Here is a 23,831-nt window from a genome sequence, read left to right as displayed (position 1 = left end):
CGATCCCATGAAACGCCTGGCCCTGCTGGCCGCCACCGCCGCCCTTGTGCTGCCCGCCACCCTGCCCGCCCAGACCACCACCCCGGCCGCATCCGATACGCCGACCTTCTCGGCCGCCGCGGTGCGCGCCCATGTCGAATTTCTGGCCGACGACCTGCTGAAGGGCCGCGACACCGGCAGCGAAGGCCATGAAATCGCTGCCCGCTATGTCGCCAGCCAGTTCGATGGCCTCGGCCTCAAGCCCGCCGGCGACAATGGAAGCTGGCTGCAGCGCATCGGCTTCCAGAAGACCGAACGCGCCAGGACGCCGGGCACGCTGACCGTCACCGGTCCGGCCGGCGCCAAAAGCTTCACCCATGCCGGCGACGTGCTGATCGGCATGAACGCGGCCGAACCCAAGCTGGACGTGTCGGCGCCGCTGGTGTTCGTGGGCTATGGCCTGGAAAATGCGCGGCTTGGCCTGAACGACTATGCCGGGCTGGACGTGAAGGGGAAGATCGTCGTCACCCTGCGCGGCTATCCCAAGGGGCTGCCGAGCGAGGAAGGCGCGCATCTGTCCGCCACCAAGGGCAAGATCGCCGAGGCGCATGGCGCGATCGGCATGCTCTCGATCGGCACCCTCCAGTCGATGAAGGCCCGCCCCTGGAACCGCATGGTCCAGTTCGCCGATGAGCCCGACTTCACCTGGGTCTCGCCCGAGGGCGTGCCGTTCGACGCCGCCCCCGGCATCCGGGTCGGCGCCAGCCTGGACGATGCCGCGGCGCAGGCGGTGTTCGCCGGCGCACCGACCAGCATCGCGGCGATCCGCAGGCAAGCCGACAAGGCCGGCGGCAAGCCCAAGGGCTTTGCGCTCAAGTCGACTGCCCAGATCCAGGTCGAAAGCGTCAGCGAGCGGGTGAGCAGCCCCAATGTCGTCGCCATCCTGCCCGGCAGTGACCCCAAGCTGAAAGACGAATATGTCGTCCTGTCGGCGCATCTCGACCATATCGGCATCAGTCCGGAAAAGCCCGGCGACAAGCCCGACACCGACCGCATCAACAATGGCGCGCTGGACAATGGCGCCGGCATCGCGACCATGCTGGAAGTCGCGCGCGCCATGGCCCAGTCGCCCAACAAGCCGCGCCGCTCGATCGTCTTCCTGGCCTCCACCGGCGAGGAGAAGGGCCTGCTGGGCGCGGACTATTATGCCCGCCATCCCACCGTGCCGGGCAAGCAGATCGTCGGCAATGTCGACCTCGACATGCCGCTGCTGCTCTATCCCTTCACCGATGTGATCGCGTTCGGCGCCGACCATTCGACGCTGGGGCCGATCGTCGCCAAGGCGGTTGCGCCGATGGGGATCAAGCTGGCCGCTGACCCGATGCCGCAGGAAACCATTTTCGTGCGGTCGGACCATTATATGTTCGTGAAGCAGGGCGTGCCCGCCGTCTTCCTGGCGACCGGCTATGCCAATGGCGGCGAGAAGGCCTGGGGCGAATTTCTGAGCGGCGCCTATCACCATCCCGGTGACGACATGACGCAGAAGATCGATTGGGACGCCGGCGCCCGCTTTGCCGAGGCGAATTATCGCATTGCACGGGTTATGACCGATAGCGACACCCCGCCGCAATGGTACAAGACGGACTTCTTCGGCGACCTGTTCGCACCGGAAGCGGCCAAGGCGCCCAAGCAGTAAGTAAAATAGGCAAGGGGCGCGGATTTTTTGCCCGCGCCCCTTGTGTGTCATTTTTGCAACATTACATCGCCAGCAATGCCTTGAAGGGGATGCTAATGAACCTCGAAAAATTCACCGACCGCGCCAAGGGTTTCCTCCAGTCGGCGCAGACCGTTGCGATCCGTATGAACCATCAGCGGATCAGCCCCGAACATCTGTTGAAGGCGCTGCTGGAAGATGAGCAGGGCATGGCATCGGGCCTCATCAAGGCGGCGGGCGGCGATGCCGCGACTGCGCTGCGCGAGACCGATGCCGCGCTGGCCAAGGTGCCGGCCGTATCGGGCAGCGGCGCGCAGCAGACGCCGGGCCTCGACAATGATGCCGTGCGCGTGCTCGATAGCGCCGAGCAGGTGGCGCAGAAGGCGGGCGACAGCTTCGTCACCGTCGAACGGCTGCTGCTGGCGCTGACGCTGGCGACGACCACGACGGCCGGCAAGGCGTTGGCGACCGCCGGCGTGCGCGCCGAGGCGCTGAACGGCGCGATCAACCAGCTGCGCGGTGGCCGCACCGCCGACACCGCGGGCGCGGAAGACCGTTATGATGCGCTCAAGAAATTCGCCCGCGACCTGACCGAGGCGGCCAAGGCCGGCAAGCTGGACCCCGTGATCGGCCGCGACGAGGAAATTCGCCGCACCATCCAGATCCTGGCGCGCCGGACCAAGAACAACCCGGTGCTGATCGGCGAACCGGGCGTCGGCAAGACCGCGATCGCCGAAGGGCTGGCGCTGCGCATCGCCCATGGTGACGTGCCTGATACGCTGAAGGACCGCACGCTGATGGCGCTCGACATGGGCAGCCTGATCGCGGGCGCCAAATATCGCGGCGAGTTCGAGGAGCGGCTCAAGGGCGTGCTCGACGAGGTGAAGGGCGCGGACGGGCAGATCATCCTGTTCATCGACGAGATGCACACGCTGATCGGCGCGGGCAAATCCGAAGGCGCGATGGATGCCGGCAACCTGCTGAAGCCGGCGCTGGCACGGGGCGAGCTGCACTGCATCGGCGCGACCACGCTCGACGAATATCGCAAATATGTCGAGAAGGACCCGGCTTTGCAGCGGCGGTTCCAGCCGGTGTTCGTCGGCGAGCCGACGGTCGAGGACACGATCTCGATCCTGCGCGGCATCAAGGACAAATATGAGGCGCATCATGGCGTGCGCATCGCCGACGGCGCGATCGTGGCGGCGGCGACCCTGTCCAACCGCTATATCACCGACCGTTTCCTGCCCGACAAGGCGATCGACCTGATGGACGAGGCGGCGAGCCGCATCCGCATGGAGGTGGAGAGCAAGCCCGAGGAGATCGAGAATCTCGACCGCCGGATCATGCAGCTGCAGATCGAACGCGAGGCGCTGAAGAAGGAAAGCGACCAGGCGTCGAAGGACCGGCTGGCCAATCTGGAAACCGACCTTGCCAATCTGGAGCAGCAGTCTGCCGAGCTGACGACGCGCTGGCAGGCGGAGAAGGACAAGATCGCGAGCGAGGCCAAGCTGAAGGAACAGCTCGACGCGGCGCGGCTCCAGCTGGAGCAGGCGCAGCGCGGCGGCGACTATGGCAAGGCCGGCGAGCTGCAATATGGCACCATCCCGCAGCTGGAAAAGCAGCTGGCCGAAGCCCAGGGCGCGTCCAAGGGCGCGATGCTGCGCGAGGAAGTGACGGCCGAGGATATTGCCAGCGTCGTGTCGCGCTGGACCGGCATTCCGGTCGACCGGATGATGGAAGGCGAGCGCGAGAAGCTGCTGGCGATGGAAGCGGAACTGGGCAAGCGGGTGATCGGCCAGGCCGACGCCGTGCGCGCGGTGGCGACCGCCGTGCGCCGCAGCCGGGCGGGTCTGCAGGATCCGAACCGGCCGCTGGGCAGCTTCCTGTTCCTCGGCCCCACGGGCGTCGGCAAGACCGAGCTGACCAAGGCGCTGGCCGGATTCCTGTTCGACGACGAAAGCGCGATGGTGCGCATCGACATGAGCGAGTTCATGGAGAAGCACTCGGTCGCCCGGCTGATCGGCGCCCCTCCGGGCTATGTCGGTTATGAGGAAGGCGGCGTGCTGACCGAAGCGGTGCGGCGCCGGCCCTATCAGGTCGTTTTGTTCGACGAGGTTGAGAAGGCGCATGGCGACGTGTTCAACATACTGCTGCAGGTGCTGGACGATGGCCGGTTGACCGATGGCCAGGGCCGCACCGTCGACTTCACCAACACGATCATCGTGCTGACGTCGAACCTGGGCAGCCAATATATCGCCGCCCAGCCCGACGACGAGCCGGTCGAGAAGGTCGAGGACCAGGTGATGGAGATGGTGCGCAGCCATTTCCGCCCTGAATTCCTCAACCGGCTGGACGAGATCATCCTGTTCCACCGTTTGGGGGCCGGCCATATGGCGCCGATCGTCGATATCCAGGTGGCGCGGGTGCAGAAGCTGCTGAAGGACCGCAAGGTGGTGCTGAACCTGGCCGACGGCGCGCGCGCCTGGCTGGGCCGGGTCGGCTATGATCCGGTCTATGGCGCGCGGCCATTGAAGCGGGCGGTACAGCGCTATCTGCAGGATCCGCTGGCCGACCTGATCCTGCGCGGCGAAGTGCCGGACGGATCGACGGTGACGGTGGAAGATGGCGACGGCGCACTGAAGCTCAGCGTCGGCTAATACAAGGCAGGCCGATGGCGATGCCATCGGCCTGCGCATGCGTAGAAATCGGGCCGGTCATGCGAGCACAGGCAAAATAGCATGCCCGCAGGCCGGCTCAGCCGTTCGGGTTCATGCCCGCGCGGCTACGAGTGATCATGTCATCGGCATCACGATTTTGCTGCTCGCTGATCGCCCGCCATTCGGCATTGGTCTTGCAGACACGCTCCTTGCGCACCAGCGAACCCGTGACCTCCAGACGGCGGCAACGCACGGCATTGGGATCATTCCGATCCAGCTTCGCGTCCGCCGCAGGAGCCTGCGCGTCCGCGACGACGCTGCTGCCGAGCAGCGTCAGCCCCAGGGTCAGTTGAACCAAAAACACCTTCATGATGAAACTCCAACCATCGGCTCGACTGAACCGAAATCCATGCAATAATCCTGATATAAATGCCGCATCACAGCAAGTCACAACTGCGTTATGCGTCCTTATTCTGGCGGGCGATGCGAACTCTGATCTGCAGCCGCATAATAGCGAGCCAACAATTGCTGCTCCAGCGGCGTAAGATGCGGATTCCAAACGTCAAAAATCAGGACAGCGCGCAAGGCGTCACTGTCATTCCACGCTTCATGCTCGATCGTATCGTCAAAGGCGAAAGCTTCGCCCTCGACCCAGGCGCGGGTCTCGCCACCGACACGGAAGCGGCAACCGGGCGGCACGATCAGCGGCAGATGGATGATCGTGCGGATATTGGTGACGCCGGTATGCGCCGGAATATGGGCATGCGGCCGCAGCAGCGAGAAAAAGGCCGAAGGGGCACGTCCATCGATGTCGCTGCGCGGCAGCGACTCCAGGATGGCGGCCGTTTCCGGGCATAGATCGCAGACCGCGTCGTTGCGACGACCATATTCCCACAGGAAACAGGCGCCCCAGTCAAGCGACTGGTCCAGTGCCGTCCATTTGTTCGTCGGTGTCCCGTCCTCCAGCCGGACATAAGGACGGAGCAGGTCATCGCCATTTTCAAGCAGGTTGAGCAGTTCGGCGCGGATCGCATCGGTTTTCGCCTCAAGCTTCGCCATCCATGGGAAGTGAGAGCGGTCGAAAAATTCGTCGGCTGGCAGAAACGGAAAATGAAGACCCGAACATTCATTATGGTAGATGCGCCGCCGCCCCAGCAGCCGGTCCATGCCGGCCTGGAACCGCCGCGTCTCGCCAGGATCAAGCCCCTCCATCGCCGGCTGAAGCGCGGCATCCATTTCCTGCGCGAAGCCCGACATGCGCTGGGCAACGAAGGCCCGCGCCTCGGCCAGCCGATCAGTGAGCGCGGATGGAAGATCCTCATATCCCGACGCCAGTGCCAGGACGTTGCCCCAGCGCTGGGTCGCAGCGGCCAATTCTCCTGCCCGCTCCTCCCATTCCGCGAGCCTCAGCTGGGCCATGAAGTGAGTCTGGTCGAGCGTGACCACCTGTTCCAGCGCCCGGCGTTCGCCATCGCTGTTCCCCGCACCGCGGGCCGCCGTCGCAAGATTCATCCACAGCGCCGGCTCCTTCGGATCAAGCTGCGCCGCCTGCTCGAAAAAGCCAAAGGCTTCTTTCGCCTGCCCCATCGTCAGCGCCAGCATGCCGCGCCGGTTGAGCAGTTGCGGCGAATTGTCCGCCTGCCGCAATGCGGCGTCCAACTGGCGCGCTTCCTCGGCGCGATCCCCCCGGCTGCGCGCACCATCTGCCGCGCGCAAATAATCTTCCACCATTATCGTCATCATCATTCCCCCTGCACCGAAACTGCCCAAGGGCCGGCCATCCGGCAACCCGAAATCGGCGGGCCGACGCTTGTCGTTCCAAGGGGAGCATGCGATGGCTCCGGCAATGAACGACAAGGTCACCGACATGGGCGCGATCGCCCGCAATCCGGCCTGGCTGGCGCATCGCTATGATGAACGACAGGACCAGATTCACCTGATCCATGTGGACCGCGAACAGCGCGCGTCGGCGACGTTCCTGACCGACGAATATCTGAAGCCCGATCCGCCATTGGTGATCAGCCGCAGCGCGATGCTGGCCGAGGCGCCCGCGCCGGCGCCCATCCACTTCATCTTTCATTCGGCCTATTGCTGCTCGACGCTGCTGGCGCGCGCGCTGGATCGGCCGGGCATGGCTTCGACGCTGAAGGAACCGGTGCTGCTGAACGACATGGTCGGCTGGCGCCATCGGGGGGGCACAGGACGGCAGATTGCGATGGTGATGGACCAGGGACTGGGCCTGCTTGCCCGTCCGTTCGCGGTGGGCGAAGCCATGATCATCAAGCCGTCCAATATCGTCAACGGACTGATCCCGGCGATGATGGCGATGAAGCCGGATGCGAAGGCGCTGTTGCTTTACGCGCCGCTGGAACAATATCTCTCCTCCATCGCCCGCAAGGGATTGTGGAGCCGTCGCTGGGCGCGGGCATTGCTGATCAAGCAGATACGCGACGGCGCCATTCCCTTCGGTTTTGAACAGAGCGACTATCTGGAACTGACCGACCTGCAGGCGGCAGCGGTGGGATGGCTTGCCCAGAAAGCGCAATTTGCCGCGCTGCTGCAATCGCTGGGCCCCGATCGCGTACGATCCCTGGACAGCGACCGGCTGATGGCTGACCCGGCCGGCAGCATGGCGGAACTGATCCGCCATTTCCGCCTGTCGATCGACGATGGCGGGATCGATGCGATATTGGCCGGCCCCGCCTTCACCACTGACAGCAAGACAGGCAACGCCTTTGGCGCCGAGCGGCGCAACGATGACAAGAGGCAGGCGATCGCCGCCCATGGCGAGGAGATCGCGATGGTGCTGCACTGGGCCGAAGAACTGGCGACGCGTTTCGACGTGCCTATGCAAATGGACCATGGCCTGACCGGATAAGACGCCCACAGGCCCAGCGCTGAGGCAATATCGATTGGACAATAAAAAAGAGGCGGATCCTGCGATCCGCCTCTCTTTTTGTTCAGATGGTTCCGATCAGGATCAGAACTTCATCTTCGCGCTGACAGCGAACTTGCGGCCCAGAGCGTCATAGGTCGACGGATAGGTGTTGCCGCTGTTGTAGCTGGTCGAACCTGCCGAACCACCGACGATCGGGGGCTTCTTGTCGAACATGTTCATGACGGTGAAGGTCAGGGTCACGTTGTCCGACACGGCGGCGCGGGCCGTCAGGTCGAAATAGTCGTAAGCCTTGATCTTGCGGAACTGCGGATCGATCGTGCAGCCATCCGGATCCGCACCGGCCGGGTCCGTGCAACCCGCGTCGATGCCCGAAGCGATATCGTCGGCCAGCTGCTGCGGTTCGAACTTCACGCTGTCGATATGGCGCCACAGGAGCGACAGATCGACATCACCGAAGGTGAAGGTAGTGCGCTGCGACCACTGGAACTTCGGCTGGATCGAAGCGCAGTTGACCGAGTAGTAGCCGACGCATTCGCGGTTCAGCGAGGTCGGGGTCGCCTGGAACTTCGAGCTGTTGGTCCAGTTGCCGTTGAAGCCCAGCGTCAGCGTCGCGAAGTCGAACTCATGCTTGTAGTTCAACGACAGGTCGATGCCGTCGGTCTTCAGCTTGCCCAGGTTCGACAGCGGCAGATACAGACCGGTTGCGGTACCGTTCAGGCTGCCGTCTTCGGCGCGGCCGATAACGGTACAGGCTGCGCTGGTGGCGCTGGCGGCCGTGATGTTGTCGAAGCAGGCTGCCATCGCGTCACCCGGGGTCGGGGTCGTGATCGCGTCCTTCACCTTGATGTTGTAATAGTCGATGGTGGCGTTGAAGCCCGGCAGGAAGGTCGGCGTGAAGGTCGCACCGACGCCCCAGCTGTCCGAGGTTTCCGGCTTGATGTTCAGGTTGCCGCCGCTGGAGGCATTGGCCTGAGCAGCCGAGGGCTGTTCGATGAAGCCGATGGTGTCAGCGGGCGCACCCTGAGCGACGCAGATCGCGGCCAGGTTGGCGTTACCCAGCGGGGCGCTGCCGGCGCAGGGGTCAGTAGCCAGGTTGGTCAGGCCGGTGGTCAGCGGCGTGAACAGTTCCGAAACGTTCGGCGCACGGACGGCGCGCGAATAGTTGCCGCGGAACTTCAGGTCAGCGACCGGAGCCCAGCTGCCTTCGAACTTGTAGGTCCAGGTGTCGTAGCTCGGGCTGGTCGGTGCGTCGACCGAGTAGCTGGAGTAACGAACGCCAGCGCCGACCGACAGCAGCTTCGCGAAGGGACGGTCCTCGATCAGCGGGGCAATCAGTTCGCCATAGGCTTCATAGACGTCGAAGCCACCGTCGACGTTCGGCTGGGCACCGCCAGCGCCGCCCAGATCGTTCGCCTGCGACAGCATGTCGGATTCGATCGATGCGGTGTACTTGCGATATTCGCCACCGACGGCGAAACCGATCGGGTTCGAAGCCAGCGGCGAGGTCACGCCGAAGTCACCGCTCAGGGTGGCGTGCGCCTGGGCCAGGGTGGTCTTGGTCGTGATCTGGCTGTTGGCGCTCAGATAGTCGACCATGTCCTGGGTGATCGAGCCGGTCGGGCCGAAGATGTTGACCGGAACGCAACCATTGGTGTCGGTCAGACAGGTGGTGGTGTTGGTCGCCAGCAGCGCCTGACGGAAGCGCGAGTTGAGCGTGTAGCCCTTCTGCGTCTGAACCTGCTCCGATTCACCATAGGAGCCACCGACGTCCCAGCTCAGGTGCGAGCCGATGTCGCCCTGGAAGCCCAGTGCATAGTCGAAGAAGGTGGTCTTGAATTCCGAGATACGCGGACCGGCTTCGACCGCACGACGCGAGATCGTGGTGTTGAAGGTGCGGTAGTCGGCGCTGGTCGGATCGGTTGCGGCGGCAGCGGCCGAGCACTGTGCGGTGGTCAGGCCATTCGCGGTACAGAACTGGTTGCGGATGCCATCGGTCAGATAGGGGTTGCTGTAGGGAACCACGACCGAAAGGGCGAAGGCACCCGACGGAGCGATGATGGTGTTGACCGTGTTCTTCGAGAACATGCCACGGGTATAGGCCTTGACCGAGTCGCTGATCTCGTAATTGGCCGAACCGAACATGTTGAAACGCTTAAACGGCGTCTGGAAGATGTTGAACGGGTTGAAGTTGTAGGTCTGGTAGGTCGGAACCAGCGAATTGCCATCCGGACCGATCTGCAGCGTACCGCGACCAGGGACCGACATGCGGGTCGGCGTGGACGTGCCCGAACCCTGGCACGAGGTACATTCGGCCAGATAGGATTCCAGATAGGTGTCCGAGAAGGAACGCGCGCCCTGATAGACGGGATCGACTTCCTGGTAACCGATGCTGAACACGGCGTTGCCGCGGCCGTCGTCGAAGTTCGCGCCCATGGTGACATCGGCACGGAGCGTGTTACCGTCGCCGTCATCGGTCAGCTGTTCCGACACATTGGCTTCGAAGCCCGAGAAGTCCTTCTTCAGGATGAAGTTGGCCACGCCGGCGATGGCGTCGGCGCCATAGGTGGTCGATGCGCCACCGGTCAGCACGTCAACGCGCTCGACCAGGGCCAGCGGGACGTTGTTAAGATCGAAAACGCCGCCAAGGCCATAAGGCACCATGCGACGGCCGTCGATCAGGACGAGGTTGCGGTTCGAACCCAGACCACGCAGGTTGAGGGTCGAGGCACCGCCGTTACCGTTGTTCACGGCCGAACCGATGCTGGGAACGACGCCCGGAATTTCACGGAGCAGCTGTTCCGCGTTGTTGCTCTGGCGCAGGTCGATTTCGTCCGACGTGGTGGCCAGGACCGGGGTCGACTGGGCCAGGTTCGGATTCTTGATCAGCGAGCCGGTGACGATGATGGTGTCGGCGGCTTCCGCATCGGCGGCCTGCGGCGCATCCTGCGCGAACGCGGCCGTCGCGATCAGCGACGCACCGAGGATCGCCGGAGCGGCGCTGGCACGCAGCAGTGCCCTCTTCGAAAATGTCTTCACGTTTCCAGTCCCTTGCTCTGGAGTTGGGCAGTCACCTGCCTTCATGTGTACCTACAAGGGGATAAGGTGCCCGACAGCGATCCCCCCGTACGGATTGGCGGAACCTGCGCGGTGGGAAAGCTGCTGTAAAGCGCGGGAAATCGTAGTTTGCCGCTTTTGGACAGGGCTGTATCAAAAATGCAACAAGGCGTAACAACCGCAATTTTACACCTGCTAAGCAAGATAATTTCACGGTGATTGAAATGATTGCAGCAATGCTGCATTTGCGAGCAAATCAGCGATCATAATATGACCTTGCACCCATCTGCGCTGCGCCAGTCCGGCCGCCCTTGACCTTCCTTCAGGCCGGTGCATGCTGCGGCCCTCATCCGGCGAGCGAGAAAGAATCATGCGCATCAAGGCCATTTCAAGCCTATTTCTGACCCTTTCCCTTTGCCTGGCGACAACCCAAAGCATCGCCGCACCCCGCCAGCAGCCCAAGCCCGAAATTTTCACGGACCTTTTGCAATGTCGTGAAATCCCGGACGACAAGACCCGCCTGGCCTGTTTCGATCGACAGGTTGCCGCTATGGATGGCGCGGCGCAGCGTGACGAAGTGGTCGTGCTCGACAAGAGCGAACTGACCAAGACCAGGCGGACCCTGTTCGGCTTCTCCTTCCCCAAATTGCCGTTCCTGGGCGACGATGATGACAAGGCGGACACGCCCGAAGCCGAAGGTCTGTCGCAGATCGAAGCGAAGATTTCAGCGGTGAAGAGCATGGGCTATGGCAAGTGGCTGATCACCCTGGAGGATGGCGCGCAGTGGATGACCACCGAAGCCGTTACCGGTCGTGATCCAAAGCCGGGCAACATGATCGAGATCAAGCGCGGCGCCATTGGCAGCTTCCTGGGCAAGGTCGAGGGTGGACGCGCCGTGCGGGTGAAGCGCGTCGGCTGATCCCTATCGCGCCTGCGGCATCGGCCCGGCGAGCAGCAGCGGGTCGATGCGCGCGTCGTTCCATTTCATGCCCCAGTGAAGATGGGGGCCGGTGGCGCGGCCTGTGGCGCCGATCGCGCCGATGCGTTGCCCCTGTGCCACATGGTCGCCGGGCTTCACGTCGATCCGCGACAGATGCAGGAAGGCGCTGTTGAGGCCATGGCCATGGTCGATCATCAGCAGATTGCCCTCCAGCGTGAAGGGATGATCGGCGGCCAGGATCACCACCCCGTCCGCCGGCGCCACTACCGGCTCACCGGTCGCGCCAGCAACATCGACGCCGCCATGATAGGCGCCCGGCTGGCCCTGATAGATGCGCTGCGACCCGAACAGGCCGGAAATCCGGCCGAGGCGCGGCCAGATGAAGGTCTGGCGCCAGCCCTGCGCGTCCGTCACCTTGTCACGGGCGGCAGCGATCTGCTCCAGTTCGGGCTTGCGCAGGGCGAGGAAGGCCTCGCTGCTTTTCGTCGGGCGCAGCGGCGCATTGATCCGCTCCAGCCGCCATTCGCGCGGTGCGACGGTCAGGGCGCGATCGACCACCCGGCCGTCCGACAGGCGCGCGCTGAGCTTCGCAGGTGGCGGCGCATCGCGATCGAAGGCGACCAGGAAGCGGCCATCGGCATCGACCGGAACCAGTTGGTCGCCGAAATGCAGCGCGACCGTGCCGGCCGGCGCGGTGCCGAGCAAAGTGCCGCCCTGGATCGCCGGACCGGACAGGATGAAATCGGGTCCAGCCACACTCGTCGGCGCCGCGCGCAGCATCGCCGGGGCAAGCGGCAGCGCGGTGAGGACCAGCAAAGCGGCGAGCCGGCGGGTCATCCGGCGGCGCGTGCCTTCAGCTCCGCCTCGACCGACAAAGCCGCGCTGGCATAGGGTTCCTGGCGGGTGATCGACCAGTAGCGCAGATCCTCCAGCGGGATGCGCTGGCCGGATATGGCGCACAGCACATGGTCGCCGGCCTGCAGCACGCGAAAGCTGTAGGGCATATAATGCAGCCGGGCCGGGCGGTCGCGGTTGGACATCAACATGAATCAGGCCTTTCTGCGGCGCATCAGGAGAAGAGATCCTGCTGGCCGCCTTCGACGGTGTCGCGCGGTTTGCGCGCGGGACGGGATGGGGCGGATATAGCGGGCGCGGGCGCGGCCTCAAGGGGCGCGGCGGTGTCGATCGCGGCGGCCACGGCGCCATCGGCGAAGTGCAGGCTGACCTGGCCCACGGCCTGCGCATCGGTGACCGAGCGGACCAGCCGATCGCCCGCCATCACCCGAGCAAAGCCGCGCTGCAACGGCAGATCGGGATTGACCGAGGTGAAGAGGCGCGAGAGGCGATCGAAGGCGGTCGCCCGGTCGCGATAGACGCGGGTCAGATAGTCGGGGCGCAACCGCAACCGGTCGACCCGCTCGGCCGCGCGGCTGACATATTGGCGCAGCAAGGCCGGGCGTAGCGCGCCACTGACCTGGCCCAGATGGGCGCGGGCGTCGGCGAGCCGGTGGCGCAGGCCGCTGTTGAGACCGTCGGACAGAAGGTCGAGCCGCTGCCGCTGCGGCGCGAGCAGGGTGTCGGGCGTCGGCATCAGCCGCGCCTGCATCTCCAGCCGTTCGCGCGCCTGCATCGCCCCGCGCCGCACCGCCCGGCCCGAGCGCAGGCCCATTTCACCCAGCATCGCCAGCAGTTCGGCGCGGACCGGCACCGCCATTTCGGCGGCAGCGGTCGGTGTGGGCGCACGCATATCGGCGGCATAATCGCACAAGGTCGTGTCGGTTTCATGCCCGACCGCCGAAATGGTCGGGATCGAGCATTCGGCGACCGCGCGGACGACGATTTCCTCGTTGAAGCTCCACAGATCCTCGATCGAGCCGCCGCCGCGCGCGACGATGACGAGATCGGGCCGGGGCAGCGGGCCGCTGCCGTCCATGGCGGAAAAGCCGCGCACGGCGCGGGCAATCTGTTCGGCTGCGCCTTGCCCCTGGACCAGCACCGGCCAGAGCAGCACCTGGGTCGGGCAGCGATCCGCCAGGCGGTGGAGAATGTCGCGGATCACCGCGCCGGTGGGCGAGGTGACGACGCCGATGGTGCGCGGCAGGAAGGGCAGGCGGCGCTTGCGATCGCGGTTGAACAGCCCTTCGGCCGCGAGCTCGGCCTTGAGCTTTTCGAGCAGCGCCATCAGCGCGCCTTCGCCCGCCAGCTCCATCCGGTCGATCACGATCTGATATTTGGAGCGACCGGGATAGGTGGTGAGCTTGCCGGTGGCGATCACCTCCACCCCGTCCTGTGGCTGGAAGGCGAGCCGCTGCGCCCCGCCCTTCCACATCACCCCGTCGAGCACGGCATTGTCGTCCTTGAGCGCCAGATAGAGATGGCCCGAGGCCGCGCGCTTGAAGCCGGAAATCTCGCCGCGCAGGCGGACATGGCCGAAGCGATCCTCGACCGTGCGCTTGAGCAGACCCGACAATTCGCTGACACTGAGCGGCGGCGCGTTGTCCCCCGCCCTTTCCTCGGCTAACAGGCGGCCCGAACTGTCATAGGCATCAAATTCCGGGGACATGGCCGAGATGAACATCCTTCTGCTTGGCGGCGGCGGCCGCGAACATGCGCTGGCGTGGAAGCTGGCACAATCGCCACGCCTCTCGACGCTTTATGCGGCGCCTGGCAACCCCGGCATAGCCCAGCATGCCACGCTGGTCGACCTCGACGCGACGGATCATCGCGCGGTGCTGGATTTCTGCACCCGCCATTCGATCGCGCTGGTGGTGATCGGGCCGGAAGCGCCGCTGGTCGACGGCCTGGCCGATAACCTCCGCACCATGGGCGTCGCCGTGTTCGGTCCCGACAAGAAGCCGGCGCAGCTGGAAGGGTCCAAGGGCTTCACCAAGGATCTGTGCCAGCGCGCCAACATCCCGACCGCCGGCTACATCCGCGTCACCAGCAAGGATGGCGCGATCGCCGCGCTCGACGATTTCACTTTGCCCGTGGTGATCAAGGCCGATGGCCTGGCCGCCGGCAAAGGCGTGATCATCGCAGAAACGCGGCAGGAAGCGCTCGACGCGCTCGACACCATGTTCTCCGGCGCGTTCGGCAAGGCCGGCGAGGAAGTGGTGCTGGAAGAGTTCATGACCGGCGAAGAGGCGAGCTTCTTTGCCCTGACCGACGGCAGCGCGATCCTGCCCTTCGGTTCGGCCCAGGACCACAAGCGCGTCGGCGACGGCGACACTGGCCCCAATACCGGCGGCATGGGCGCCTACAGCCCGGCCCGCGTGCTGACGCCCGAACTGGAGGCGCAGGTGATCGAGCGGATCATCAAGCCGACGGTCGAGACGCTGGCGGCCGAGGGCATGGCATATTCGGGCGTGCTCTATGCCGGGCTGATGCTGACCGAGGAAGGCCCCAAGCTGATCGAATATAATGCCCGGTTCGGCGACCCCGAATGCCAGGTGCTGATGATGCGCTTCGACGGCGATCTGGTCGAATTGCTGCTGGCGGTGGCCGAAGGCAAGCTGGCCGAGCAGGGGCCGGTCACGCTGGCCGATCGCACCGCGCTGACCATCGTGATGGCGGCCAATGGCTATCCCGGCACGCCGGAAAAGGGCGGCGCGATCAAGGGGATCGACGCAGCCGAAGCACAGGGCGCCCGCGTCTTCCACGCCGGCACGGCGGAGAAGGATGGCATGATCGTCGCCAATGGCGGGCGCGTGCTGAACGTCACCGCGACCGGCGATACTGTGGGCGCGGCGCAGGCCGCCGCCTATGCCGCGGTCGACGCGGTCGACTTCCCGACCGGCTTCTGCCGCCGCGACATTGGCTGGCGCGAGGTCGCCCGCGAGGCGCAATAAGGGCCAAACCGGCGCGGGATCGGGACATGTCCCCCTTGTCCCGCGCCGCCAAGCGTCCTTAAATAGGGCGACATATCCATTCCGGGAGGCAAAGGGCGATGCAGGAATTCTTCATGGACTATGGCCTGTGGCTGCTGATCGCGCTGCTGGTCGTGATCGGCCTGGTGTTCCTGCTGTCGGGCAAGGGCAAGTCGGCCGTGGCGGAAGACCCCGCGCCGGTGGCACCGCCCGTGGCCGCCGAGCCGATTGCCGAGCCGGTCGTCGCGCCGCTGGTGGCCACGCCCGATCCGGTGCCGGTAGCCGAGCCCGTGGTCGCCGAGCCGGTCGCAGTCGAGCCGGTGATCGAGGAAACGCCCGCCCCCGCCCCTGTCGTCGAACCGGCCCCTGCGCCGATCCCGGCATCGCCTGCCGTCGCGGCACCGAGCGATGACGCCGACGATCTGCTGAAGCTGAAGGGCGTTGGTCCCAAGCTGGGCGCATTGCTGACCGAGTTGGGCGTTACCCGCTATGCCCAGATCGCCGGCTGGAGCGACAGCGACATCGCCGCGATCGACGCGAAGCTGGGCAATTTCAAGGGGCGGCCGGTGCGCGACCAGTGGATCGACCAGGCCAAATATCTCGCCGCCGGCGACATTGCCGGCTTCGAAGCGAAATATGGCAAGATCTAAACCGTGACCGCCGCCGGCTCCGGTTGCGCGACGACCGGGGCCGGCCTGCGGTGCGGCACCGCGCCCAGCAACAGGGGCGGCAATCGCCCCTGCCCCGCAAGTGCGCTGGCGATGTAGAGCAGCAGCACCGCACCGGCGAGGATGACGGCGCCATGCGGGTCGAGCATCGCCACCAGCCCCATCACCAGCGGATGCCAGAGATAAAAGAACAGGCTTTCGCGCCCGATCCGGTTGATCGGGCGGAAATGCAGGCGCACCGCCGAGATGCTGGGCAGCAGCGCGATCAGCGCGAGACACATGAGCAAACGGGCGGGCACGAAGGCCAGCGCATTGCCGGTTCCATAAAGATCCGACCACCAGAACAGCCCCAGCGCCCCGACCAGCAGCACGGGCCACAAATAGCGTTTGGGCATGCCCCGTTCAGCCATCAGCATGCCGAAGAAGAAATAGACGGGGTAGCGCAGGAAACGGCTGTCGGGCGACAACAGGCTGCCGCCCACTGCACCATGGTCGAGGCCGAAACTATACATGGTCGCCAGGCTGACGGGCGCGCCAATCGCCAGCAGCAAGAGCGGCGAAAGCGGCAGCAGCCGGGTCACCAGGATCAACAGGAATAGCGCCGGCACATACCAGAGATGAAAGGGCGGACGCAGCAGCAGGTCGAGCGGCGTCTGCCAGGAAAGCAGGCCGCCGCTGGCCAGCCAATAGACGAGCATCGCCACCGCCCAGGGCAGCAGCATGCGTCGGCCATAGCGGCTGAACATCTCACCGGTCGGCATGGAGCGGGTGCGGGTGACGTTGAGCAGATAACCGGAAATGCCGATCATCAGCGGCATGCGGAAACCCGAGCCGATCCACAGCAGGACATGCTGCTGATGCGTCAATTCCATCGCATGCCCGCCCATGAAGAGCAGGATCAGCAAGCCTTTCAGCAGGTCGATCGACGGGTTCTTGGTCACGATATGCTCGCAAAATTTGCCATCGAAACGATAGCGTCACAATATTGCCAAGCCCTTAAAATCCGCAATGGCATCATTCCGTCGCAGCCATCTTTTCTTAAGGAAAATATCGTTTAGACTTCGGCCATTAGCAGGAGGGTCGCCATCATCTTGCAGAGACTGGATACAGCTTTGGGCAAGCGTCTGCTGGCCCTGTCGATTTTTTGCGTGATCGTCGGGGGCTGGTTCGCCTTCACCCATTATCGCGATGCCAGCCAGACCCTGCCCGACGGGCAGGGGCGCGAAGGGCCGTGCGCCCTGTGGTTCGTGGGCAGTTCGTCGATCAAGCGCTGGACCAGCCTGGAGCAGGATATGGCGCCCTGGGTCGCGCATAATCGCGGCATCAACAGCGCCACCTTCAACGAGATATTGCCGCGTTTCGCCAATATCGAGCAGGGCACGCCAAGACCGGCGGCGATCATCCTCTATGCCGGCGAGAATGACCTGGCGGGCGGGCGACAGCTACGGCCGATCTTCCACGATATGGCCCGCTTCCTAGAGATGCGCAGCGACATGCTGGGCAATGTGCCGGTCATCATCCTGTCGATGAAGCCCAGTCCGGGGCGCTGGGCGATCTTTCCGCAGCAGCAAATCTATAATGATGCGACTCGGCGGCTGATCCCGCACATGCAGAATGTCTATTATGCCGACATCACCACGCCACTGCTGAAGGACGGCAAGCTGGGCGACAATTATCAGCCCGACAAGGTGCATATGAACGCCGCGGGCTATCGCATCTGGGCCGATGTGGTGCGAGCTAGACTGAAAGAGGTGCTGCCCGCCCAGACGGTGAAAGCCTGCGCCGGCTGATCAGGCCTTGCCCAATATCTCCTTCGCACGCGGCGCGAGGCGGGCGGCGGCGGCGGCATGGATGCCCGGCGCCGCACAGAGCAGGCCGAAGGCGACCGGCTGGGGCCGGTTGAAGGCGAGCGGATCGCCCAGCGCGTCGGTGACGATGGCGCCGGCCTCCTGCGCGATCAGGGCGGAAGCGGCGACGTCCCATTCATTGCCCCAACGCACGGTGGCGACCAGATCGGCCTCGTCGGCGGCGACCATCGCCATGCGCAGCGCGATGCTGTTGGGCTTGTCCACGGTGACGAGATCGCGGTCGGCGCGCGGCAGCTGATCGGCGGGCACGCGGGCGCCAGGCAACATCGTACGATTGCCGGCATGGAGCGGCACGCCATTGCGGGTCGCCCCCTGCCCTGCCTGCGCAATCCACAATTCCTTGCGCGCGGGTGCCGCCAGAATGCCGAGCCTGACCGCGCCATCCTCGACCAGGGCGACCGAGACCGCCCAGCCGGGCCTGCCGCGCAGATAGTCGCGGGTGCCGTCGATCGGATCGACCACCCAGACGCGCGATACGCCCAGGCGATGCACGGTATCGGCCGTCTCCTCCGACAGCCAGCCGGCCTGCGGATCGATCGCCGCCAGCCGCTCGCGCAGCATGACGTCGATTTCCAGGTCCGCCTCGCAGACCGGGTGACCGGGTACCTTTTCCCACTGGCGCACGCGCGTTTCGCCATCGGCCCATAGCGCCAGCGCGCGATCGGCCGCATCGGTGACCGCCGCGACGACGGCCGGCAAAAGGGGCTCAGCCGCCGGCAACGGTCATCCCGTCAACGCGCAGGGTGGGCACGTTCATGGCATAGCGGAACATCAGGTCATTGGCCGGCACCAGGGTGCGGAACATGTCCTTCAGATTGCCGGCGATGGTGATTTCCGACACGGCCGGACCGACCGCGCCATTTTCGATCAGGAAGCCGGCGGCGCCGCGGCTATAGTCGCCGGTGACGCCATTGACGCCCATGCCGATCAGTTCGGTGACATAGATGCCGCGCTTCACATCGGCCATCAGTTCGCCGACCGACAGGCTGCCCGCTTCCATATGGACATTGGTGATGCCCGCACCCGGCGCACCGGCGCCGCCCCGGCTGGCATGGCCGGTGGGTTCCAGGCCAAGCTGGCGGGCCGAAGCGCTGTCCATCAGCCAGCCGGTCAGCACGCCCTCCTCGATCAGCGCACGACGCTCGACCGGCAGTCCTTCGCCGTCGAACGGGCGCGAGCGCAGGCCGCGCAGCAGCAGCGGATCGTCGATGATCGTGATCCTGCTGTCGAACAGCGTTTCGCCCAGCGAGTCCAGCAGGAAGCTGGAGCGGCGGGCGATCGCCGGGCCGACCATGCCGCCGATCAGATGGCCGACCAGGCTGGAGCCGATGCGCGGATCGAAGATGACCGGCATGACGCCGCTGTCGACCTTGCCGGGATTGAGCCGGGCGACCGCGCGCTGGCCGGCGCGCATGCCGACTGCTTCAGCATCGTCCAGATCCTTGAGATGGCGGCTGGCATGGCTGGCATGATCGCGCTGCATGTCGGCGCCGCTGCCCGCAAGCACGCTGGCCCAGGTCGAATGGTTGGTCGCGGCATAGGCGCCCGCAAAGCCATGGCTGGTGGCAAGCGCGACCTGGCTGCGGCCGCTGGCAGCGCCGCCGCCTTCGCTGTTGGTGATGCCGGGAATGCTGCGCGCCGCTTCTTCCGCGATCAGCGCGCGTTCGCGCAGCGCGGCGGGTTCAGGCTCTTCCTCGTCCACCAGGTCGAGCGAGGGTGCGCGCTTCCTGAGCAGCCGATCTTCCGGCGCCAGGCCGGCATAGGGATCTTCCGGTGCCTCGCGCGCCATGGCGATGCTGCGATCGATCAGGGTGGCGAGCGTCGCCGGGTTCATGTCCGACGCGGAAATGCTGGCCGAGCGCTGGCCGATGAAGACGCGCAGGCCGATCTCCTCGCCCTCGGACCGCTCGACATCCTCCAGCGCGCCGAGCCGCACCGCCACCGTGGTCGAGGCGTTGCAGGCATAGATGGCGTCTGCCGCGTCCGCCCCCGCCTTGCGCGCCGCCGTCACCAGATCCTGCGCGCGCGACTGGGCTTCTTCGAGGCTGAGCATAAAGGAAGATCGATCCTGTAGTGAAGACGAAGCCGGGCCTTACGCCCTTGCGTCGGACGGGGCAACCGCGCCGCGCAGCCAATGATCGAGCAGATGCCAGGCGACCGCCATGCGCGGCGGGGCGAGGAAGGGCGCGTCGGGATCGCCCGCCAGCGCGGCGGCGACGCCATCGGCATCGCACCAGAAGGCATGTTCGATCTCGGTCTCGTCCAGGGTCAGCGCGGGATCGTCGCACTGGGCGACGCAGGCGATCATCAGCGAGGACGGAAAGGGCCAGGGCTGGCTCATCACATAGCGGACCGAATGGACCGTGATGCCGGCTTCCTCCTTCAATTCACGCGCGACCGCTTCCTCGACCGTCTCGCCCGGTTCGATGAAGCCGGCGAGCGCGGAATAGCGGCCGGGCGGCCAGCTATGCTGGCGACCGAGCAGGACACGGCCCTCATGCTCGGCGAGCATGATCGAAACCGGATCGACGCGCGGGAAATGTTCGGAGGCGCAGGTTCCGCAGCGACGCGCCCAGCCGGCCTTGTGTGCATGGGTCGGACCACCGCAGACCGAGCAGAAGCGATGCCGGGCATGCCAGAAGACGAGGCTGCGCGCGGTGCCGTAGAGCGCGACATCGGACGCGGAGACGAGATCGGCGAGGCCACGCGATCGCGGCGTCGCGTTGGGCCCCTGTTCCAGCGTCTCGACCAAATGGGCGAAGATCGGGCGATCCTGCAGATCGACGCCGAGCAGCACATGCTGCTCGATCCGGGCATCGGGCCCAAGCGGCGCCAGGGCCAGGCCATGATCGTCCGTCACCGGCTCCAGCCCTTCGAGGATCAGCAGCCGGGCGTCGGGCGAGGCAAAGGCCTGCGCATGGAGCGCGGGATTGCTGCGGATATGGTCGACCCGGTCGAGCGTGCCGCCGACGAAACCGGGCAGGCCGTGCGCCATTGGGTCAGTTCCGTGCATCGTCCGTCATCTCCTTCATCGCCGCATCGGCTGCCCGCGCAAACAGGGTGGGTAGCCCCGCCTCGCCGATCCGGGCGCGCGGCCACCATTCGCCCGCGCCCGCCGGCACATGGTCCATCCCCACATGGGTAGTGTGGACGCTGAGCGCCAGCGAGAAATGGGTGAAGACATGGGCGACCGGCGGATCGATGGTCTGCCACTGCGCGGCGAAGGGCGGCGTGGCGTCGGGCGCGGCGTTCCATTCGGAACTGGGGAGCGCGCGCATGCCGCCCAGCAATCCCTTGTCCGGACGACGCACCAGCCAGACCTGGCCATCGCTGCGTTCGATCCACCAGGCATGGCCGAGACGATGGGGCTTGGCTTTTTTCGGCGCCTTGACCGGGAAGGCAGCGGGATCGGCAGTGCGCACCGCCGCACAATCCTGACGCAGCGGGCAGATGCCGCAGGCGGGGTTGCGCGCCGTGCAGATGGTGGCGCCCAGATCCATCATCGCCTGGGCAAAATCGCCTGCGCGCAGATCCGGCGTGATGCTGTCGGCAGCGGCGCGGATGGCCGGCCGGGCCGCGGGCAGCGGTGTCGCTATGGCGAACAGGCGGGCGACCACCCGCTCGACATTGGCATCGACCACCACAGCGCGGCGGCCGAAGGCGATCGCGGCAACGGCGGCGGCGGTATAGGCGCCCAGGCCCGGCAAGGCGCGCAATGCCTCTTCGGTGTCGGGGAAGCGGCCGCCATGGTCGGCCACCACGGCGCGGGCGCAGGCCAGCAAGTTGCGGGCACGGGCATAATAGCCCAGCCCCGCCCAGGCCGCCATCAGGTCGGCGTCGGCGCTGGCGGCCAGATCCTCCACCGTCGGCCAGCGGACCGTGAATTTCTCGAAATAGGGGCCGACCGCCGCGACCGTGGTCTGTTGCAGCATCACTTCGGACAGCCAGACATGATAGGGATCGGCCGCATTGGCGCCCGGTGGCGCACGCCAGGGCAGGCGCCGGGCATGGACGTCATAATGGGCCAGCAGATCCCGTGCGATTTTTGAACCCGACATCTCGACGCGCATGGCGGCCCTATGCCATGTAGCGCGCCATGACGGAACGCCCCCCGACCGCGAAAAAGACGAGCCGCGCCGCGCCGCCGGCCGAGCGCCCCCGCACGGGTGCGCCGCGCGCGATCGCCGACCTGATGCCGGAGATCGGCCGCACCGCATTCCGCAAGTTCGGTTTCGTCCAGTCGAGCATCGTCACCCGCTGGAACGATATCGTCGGTGCCGACTATGCCGCGATCACCGCGCCCGAGTCGATCCGCTTCCCGGTGGGCCAGAAATCGGGCGGCACGCTGCAACTCACCGTGATGAGCGGCCATGCGCCGATGATCCAGCATGCACTGCCCGACATTATCGAGCGGGTGAACCGCTTCTTCGGCTATGCCGCCGTCGCCAAGGTGGCGATGAAGCAGGGCATGGTCGGTCCCGCACCGGTCGAGCGGCGCCCGCCGCCCCGCAACCTCAAACCCATTCCGGTCGAGCTGGGGGATTCCCTGCGCGACATCGGTGACCCGGAATTGCGCAAAGTCCTCGAATCGCTGGCACAGGGGCTTGCGAATTCGAATGGCCTGCCCAAGATCGGTTGATGCAACCCGCCCCGTCCGGGGCGATGCCTTAGGACTGCCCCATGACCAAGTTCCGCCTTTCCCTGCTTGCCCTGATCGCCGTTCCCGCCATCGCCGTCGCCGCCGCGCCCAACTGGGTCGCGCAGGTGGTGCGTTCGCCGATCGGTGGCCATGTCATGGGCAACCCCGCCGCCCCGACCAAGCTGGTCGAATATGTGAGCTATACCTGCAGCCACTGCGCCCATTTCGTGAATGACGCGAGTGCATCGCTGAAGGCCGATTATGTGAAGGGTGGCAAGGTCAGCGCCGAAGTGCGCAACGCCGTGCGCGACAAATATGACCTGACCGCCGCGCTGCTCGCCCGTTGCGGCGGCGCCAAGCGCTTCATGGGCAATCATGAGGCGCTGTTCGCCAACCAGGATGCCTGGATGGAGCAGATCATGGCGTACGACAAGGGCGCGGCCAAGCCGACCGAGCAGAAGGCGGCGCTGCGCGACATCGGCCAGAAGACCGGCCTGTATGCGCTGATGAACAAGCGCGGCTTCACCAATGCGCAACTCGACGCCTGCATCGCCGACCCGGCATCGGAAAAGGCGATCCTGGCGATGACCGACGAGGCGTGGAACAAGGTCAAGATCACCGGCACGCCCGGCTTCGTCGTCAACGGCACGCTGGTCCAGGGATCGACCTGGGAGTTGCTCAAGGCCGCATTGCCCGCAGCCGCCCGCTGATCTAAACCGTCCCCAACTATCCATAATTCGGAGCGTCGCCCGTCGTGAAAGTCCTGTCCGGCCTTGCCCTTATCGCCCTGTCCCTGACGCTTGCCGGTTGCGGCAAGAAGGATGAGGGCAATGCAACCTCAGCCGCCCCGATCGCCGCCGTGGCCGCGCCCGCCGGCACCAGCTGGTCGGAAACCGTCGCCGAAACGCCCGAAGGCAATTTCGTGATGGGCAATCCCGCCGCCAAGCTGAAGCTGGTCGAATATGGCTCCTTCACCTGCAGCCACTGCCGCGACTTCGCCCATGAATCGTCGGAAGAGCTGAAGGCGATGGTCGATAGCGGCAAGATCAGCTACGAATTCCGCGTCTATGTCCGCGATCCCATCGACATCACGACGGCGCTGCTGGCCCGTTGCGGCGGCAAGGACATCTACTATCCGCTGTCGGAACAGTTCTTCGCCAACCAGAGCGCGATGTTCGAAAAGGCGCAGGGCCTGGGCGACGCCCCCTATCAGGCGATGGTGTCGGCGCCGCCGGCGCAGCGTTTCGGCCAGCTGGCCAACGCGCTGGGCCTCATTGACTATGCCAAGCAGCGCGGCATTGCCGAGGATCAGGCCAAGCAGTGCCTGGCCGACACGGCAACTGCCGAGAAGCTGGCCAAGGGCGTCGAGGCGGCCAATGCCCAATATAATATCTCCGGCACGCCGACCTTCCTGATGAACGGCGTGGTGGTCGAGAATGCCTCGTCCTGGCCGGTGCTGAAGAACAAGCTCAAGGAAGCGGGTATCTGATTGGCGCAAGGGGGGGCGACATCTGAAGGCCTGAGGCCCAAGGAGACCGGGGCGGCAC

At 65.6% G+C, this 23,831-nt stretch carries 21 protein-coding genes; 10 read left to right on the top strand and 11 right to left on the bottom strand.

What is annotated here, in order from left to right; all coding sequences use genetic code 11:
- Positions 1-7: 7 nt before the first annotated feature.
- Together HH800_RS21740 and clpB are read left to right on the top strand one after the other, a co-directional pair.
- A complete protein-coding gene (locus HH800_RS21740) occupies positions 8-1,675 on the top strand; it encodes a M28 family metallopeptidase (RefSeq protein WP_169862343.1) in 1,668 nt (555 codons plus the stop codon).
- A gap of 95 nt (positions 1,676-1,770) precedes the next feature.
- Positions 1,771-4,350 carry an ATP-dependent chaperone ClpB gene (clpB, locus tag HH800_RS21735; RefSeq protein WP_169862341.1) on the top strand — a complete coding sequence of 860 codons (2,580 nt, stop codon included), beginning with the start codon at positions 1,771-1,773 and terminating at the stop codon, positions 4,348-4,350.
- 97 nt (positions 4,351-4,447) lie between these two features.
- Here the strand turns inward: clpB and HH800_RS21730 are convergent, their stop codons facing one another.
- Positions 4,448-4,720 carry a hypothetical protein gene (locus tag HH800_RS21730; protein ID WP_097384982.1) on the bottom strand — a complete coding sequence of 91 codons (273 nt, stop codon included), beginning with the start codon at positions 4,718-4,720 and terminating at the stop codon, positions 4,448-4,450.
- 98 nt (positions 4,721-4,818) lie between these two features.
- The gene (locus HH800_RS21725; RefSeq protein ID WP_206379250.1) at positions 4,819-6,093 is read right to left on the bottom strand and encodes an aspartyl/asparaginyl beta-hydroxylase domain-containing protein; all 1,275 of its coding nucleotides are present in this window, start codon (positions 6,091-6,093) and stop codon (positions 4,819-4,821) included.
- Positions 6,094-6,196: 103 nt separating this feature from the next.
- Here HH800_RS21725 and HH800_RS21720 point away from each other — a divergent pair, with 103 nt between their 5' ends.
- Positions 6,197-7,228: a hypothetical protein gene (locus HH800_RS21720; protein WP_169862337.1), complete on the top strand. Its 1,032-nt coding sequence runs from the start codon at positions 6,197-6,199 to the stop codon at positions 7,226-7,228.
- A gap of 102 nt (positions 7,229-7,330) precedes the next feature.
- On the opposite strand, the gene HH800_RS21715 is transcribed toward HH800_RS21720, so the two are convergent.
- The gene (locus tag HH800_RS21715; RefSeq protein ID WP_169862335.1) at positions 7,331-10,285 is read right to left on the bottom strand and encodes a TonB-dependent receptor; all 2,955 of its coding nucleotides are present in this window, start codon (positions 10,283-10,285) and stop codon (positions 7,331-7,333) included.
- Positions 10,286-10,673: 388 nt separating this feature from the next.
- Here HH800_RS21715 and HH800_RS21710 point away from each other — a divergent pair, with 388 nt between their 5' ends.
- Positions 10,674-11,222, top strand: coding sequence for a hypothetical protein (locus HH800_RS21710; protein WP_169862334.1), 549 nt, complete (start codon positions 10,674-10,676; stop codon positions 11,220-11,222).
- A 3-nt stretch (positions 11,223-11,225) separates the two neighbouring features.
- On the opposite strand, the gene HH800_RS21705 is transcribed toward HH800_RS21710, so the two are convergent.
- Genes HH800_RS21705 through xseA form a run of 3 tightly spaced genes read right to left on the bottom strand, consistent with a single transcriptional unit; the run spans position 11,226 to position 13,806 of the window.
- Positions 11,226-12,080, bottom strand: coding sequence for a M23 family metallopeptidase (locus HH800_RS21705; protein ID WP_169862332.1), 855 nt, complete (start codon positions 12,078-12,080; stop codon positions 11,226-11,228).
- The gene (locus HH800_RS21700; RefSeq protein WP_169862330.1) at positions 12,077-12,289 is read right to left on the bottom strand and encodes a DUF2093 domain-containing protein; all 213 of its coding nucleotides are present in this window, start codon (positions 12,287-12,289) and stop codon (positions 12,077-12,079) included. Before HH800_RS21700 ends, HH800_RS21705 begins: the two co-directional genes overlap by 4 nt.
- A 23-nt stretch (positions 12,290-12,312) precedes the next feature.
- Entirely contained in the window at positions 12,313-13,806 is a 1,494-nt protein-coding gene (xseA, locus tag HH800_RS21695) for an exodeoxyribonuclease VII large subunit (protein ID WP_169862328.1), read from the bottom strand.
- Between the two features lie 7 nt (positions 13,807-13,813).
- On the opposite strand from xseA, the gene purD reads away from it, so the two are divergent.
- Together purD and HH800_RS21685 are read left to right on the top strand one after the other, a co-directional pair.
- On the top strand, positions 13,814-15,091 hold the full coding sequence (purD, locus tag HH800_RS21690) for a phosphoribosylamine--glycine ligase (RefSeq protein ID WP_169863392.1): 1,278 nt from the start codon (positions 13,814-13,816) through the stop codon (positions 15,089-15,091).
- Between the two features lie 98 nt (positions 15,092-15,189).
- Entirely contained in the window at positions 15,190-15,759 is a 570-nt protein-coding gene (locus HH800_RS21685) for a hypothetical protein (RefSeq protein WP_169862326.1), read from the top strand.
- On the opposite strand, the gene HH800_RS21680 is transcribed toward HH800_RS21685, so the two are convergent.
- Positions 15,756-16,718, bottom strand: coding sequence for an acyltransferase family protein (locus HH800_RS21680; RefSeq protein ID WP_169862324.1), 963 nt, complete (start codon positions 16,716-16,718; stop codon positions 15,756-15,758). The genes HH800_RS21685 and HH800_RS21680 overlap by 4 nt on opposite strands.
- A gap of 150 nt (positions 16,719-16,868) precedes the next feature.
- Here HH800_RS21680 and HH800_RS21675 point away from each other — a divergent pair, with 150 nt between their 5' ends.
- Positions 16,869-17,567 (top strand): GDSL-type esterase/lipase family protein, encoded by a 699-nt coding sequence (locus HH800_RS21675; protein WP_235681937.1) that lies wholly within the window; start codon positions 16,869-16,871, stop codon positions 17,565-17,567.
- On the opposite strand, the gene HH800_RS21670 is transcribed toward HH800_RS21675, so the two are convergent.
- Genes HH800_RS21670 through mutY form a run of 4 tightly spaced genes read right to left on the bottom strand, consistent with a single transcriptional unit; the run spans position 17,568 to position 21,715 of the window.
- Positions 17,568-18,365 carry a 3'(2'),5'-bisphosphate nucleotidase CysQ gene (locus HH800_RS21670; RefSeq protein ID WP_026109305.1) on the bottom strand — a complete coding sequence of 266 codons (798 nt, stop codon included), beginning with the start codon at positions 18,363-18,365 and terminating at the stop codon, positions 17,568-17,570.
- The gene (locus HH800_RS21665; RefSeq protein WP_169862323.1) at positions 18,352-19,698 is read right to left on the bottom strand and encodes a TldD/PmbA family protein; all 1,347 of its coding nucleotides are present in this window, start codon (positions 19,696-19,698) and stop codon (positions 18,352-18,354) included. Before HH800_RS21665 ends, HH800_RS21670 begins: the two co-directional genes overlap by 14 nt.
- Before the next feature lie 39 nt (positions 19,699-19,737).
- Positions 19,738-20,658, bottom strand: coding sequence for an NAD(+) diphosphatase (gene nudC / locus HH800_RS21660; RefSeq protein WP_169862321.1), 921 nt, complete (start codon positions 20,656-20,658; stop codon positions 19,738-19,740).
- Entirely contained in the window at positions 20,645-21,715 is a 1,071-nt protein-coding gene (gene mutY, locus HH800_RS21655) for an A/G-specific adenine glycosylase (RefSeq protein ID WP_169862319.1), read from the bottom strand. Before mutY ends, nudC begins: the two co-directional genes overlap by 14 nt.
- A gap of 26 nt (positions 21,716-21,741) precedes the next feature.
- On the opposite strand from mutY, the gene HH800_RS21650 reads away from it, so the two are divergent.
- The 3 genes from HH800_RS21650 to HH800_RS21640 are packed head-to-tail and all read left to right on the top strand — an operon-like array spanning position 21,742 to position 23,773.
- Complete coding sequence (locus tag HH800_RS21650) at positions 21,742-22,284, top strand: DUF721 domain-containing protein (protein ID WP_004209300.1); 543 nt, start codon at positions 21,742-21,744, stop codon at positions 22,282-22,284.
- A gap of 41 nt (positions 22,285-22,325) precedes the next feature.
- Positions 22,326-22,994: a thioredoxin domain-containing protein gene (locus HH800_RS21645; protein ID WP_004209297.1), complete on the top strand. Its 669-nt coding sequence runs from the start codon at positions 22,326-22,328 to the stop codon at positions 22,992-22,994.
- Positions 22,995-23,038: 44 nt separating this feature from the next.
- Entirely contained in the window at positions 23,039-23,773 is a 735-nt protein-coding gene (locus tag HH800_RS21640; RefSeq protein WP_017501742.1) for a thioredoxin domain-containing protein, read from the top strand.
- Positions 23,774-23,831: the final 58 nt, after the last annotated feature.

Source organism: Sphingobium yanoikuyae, from assembly GCF_013001025.1.
GTDB classification, from domain to species: domain Bacteria; phylum Pseudomonadota; class Alphaproteobacteria; order Sphingomonadales; family Sphingomonadaceae; genus Sphingobium; species Sphingobium yanoikuyae_A.
The sequence above is the reverse complement of the archived record's forward strand: the minus strand, read 5'-3'. Positions and strand labels throughout refer to the sequence as shown.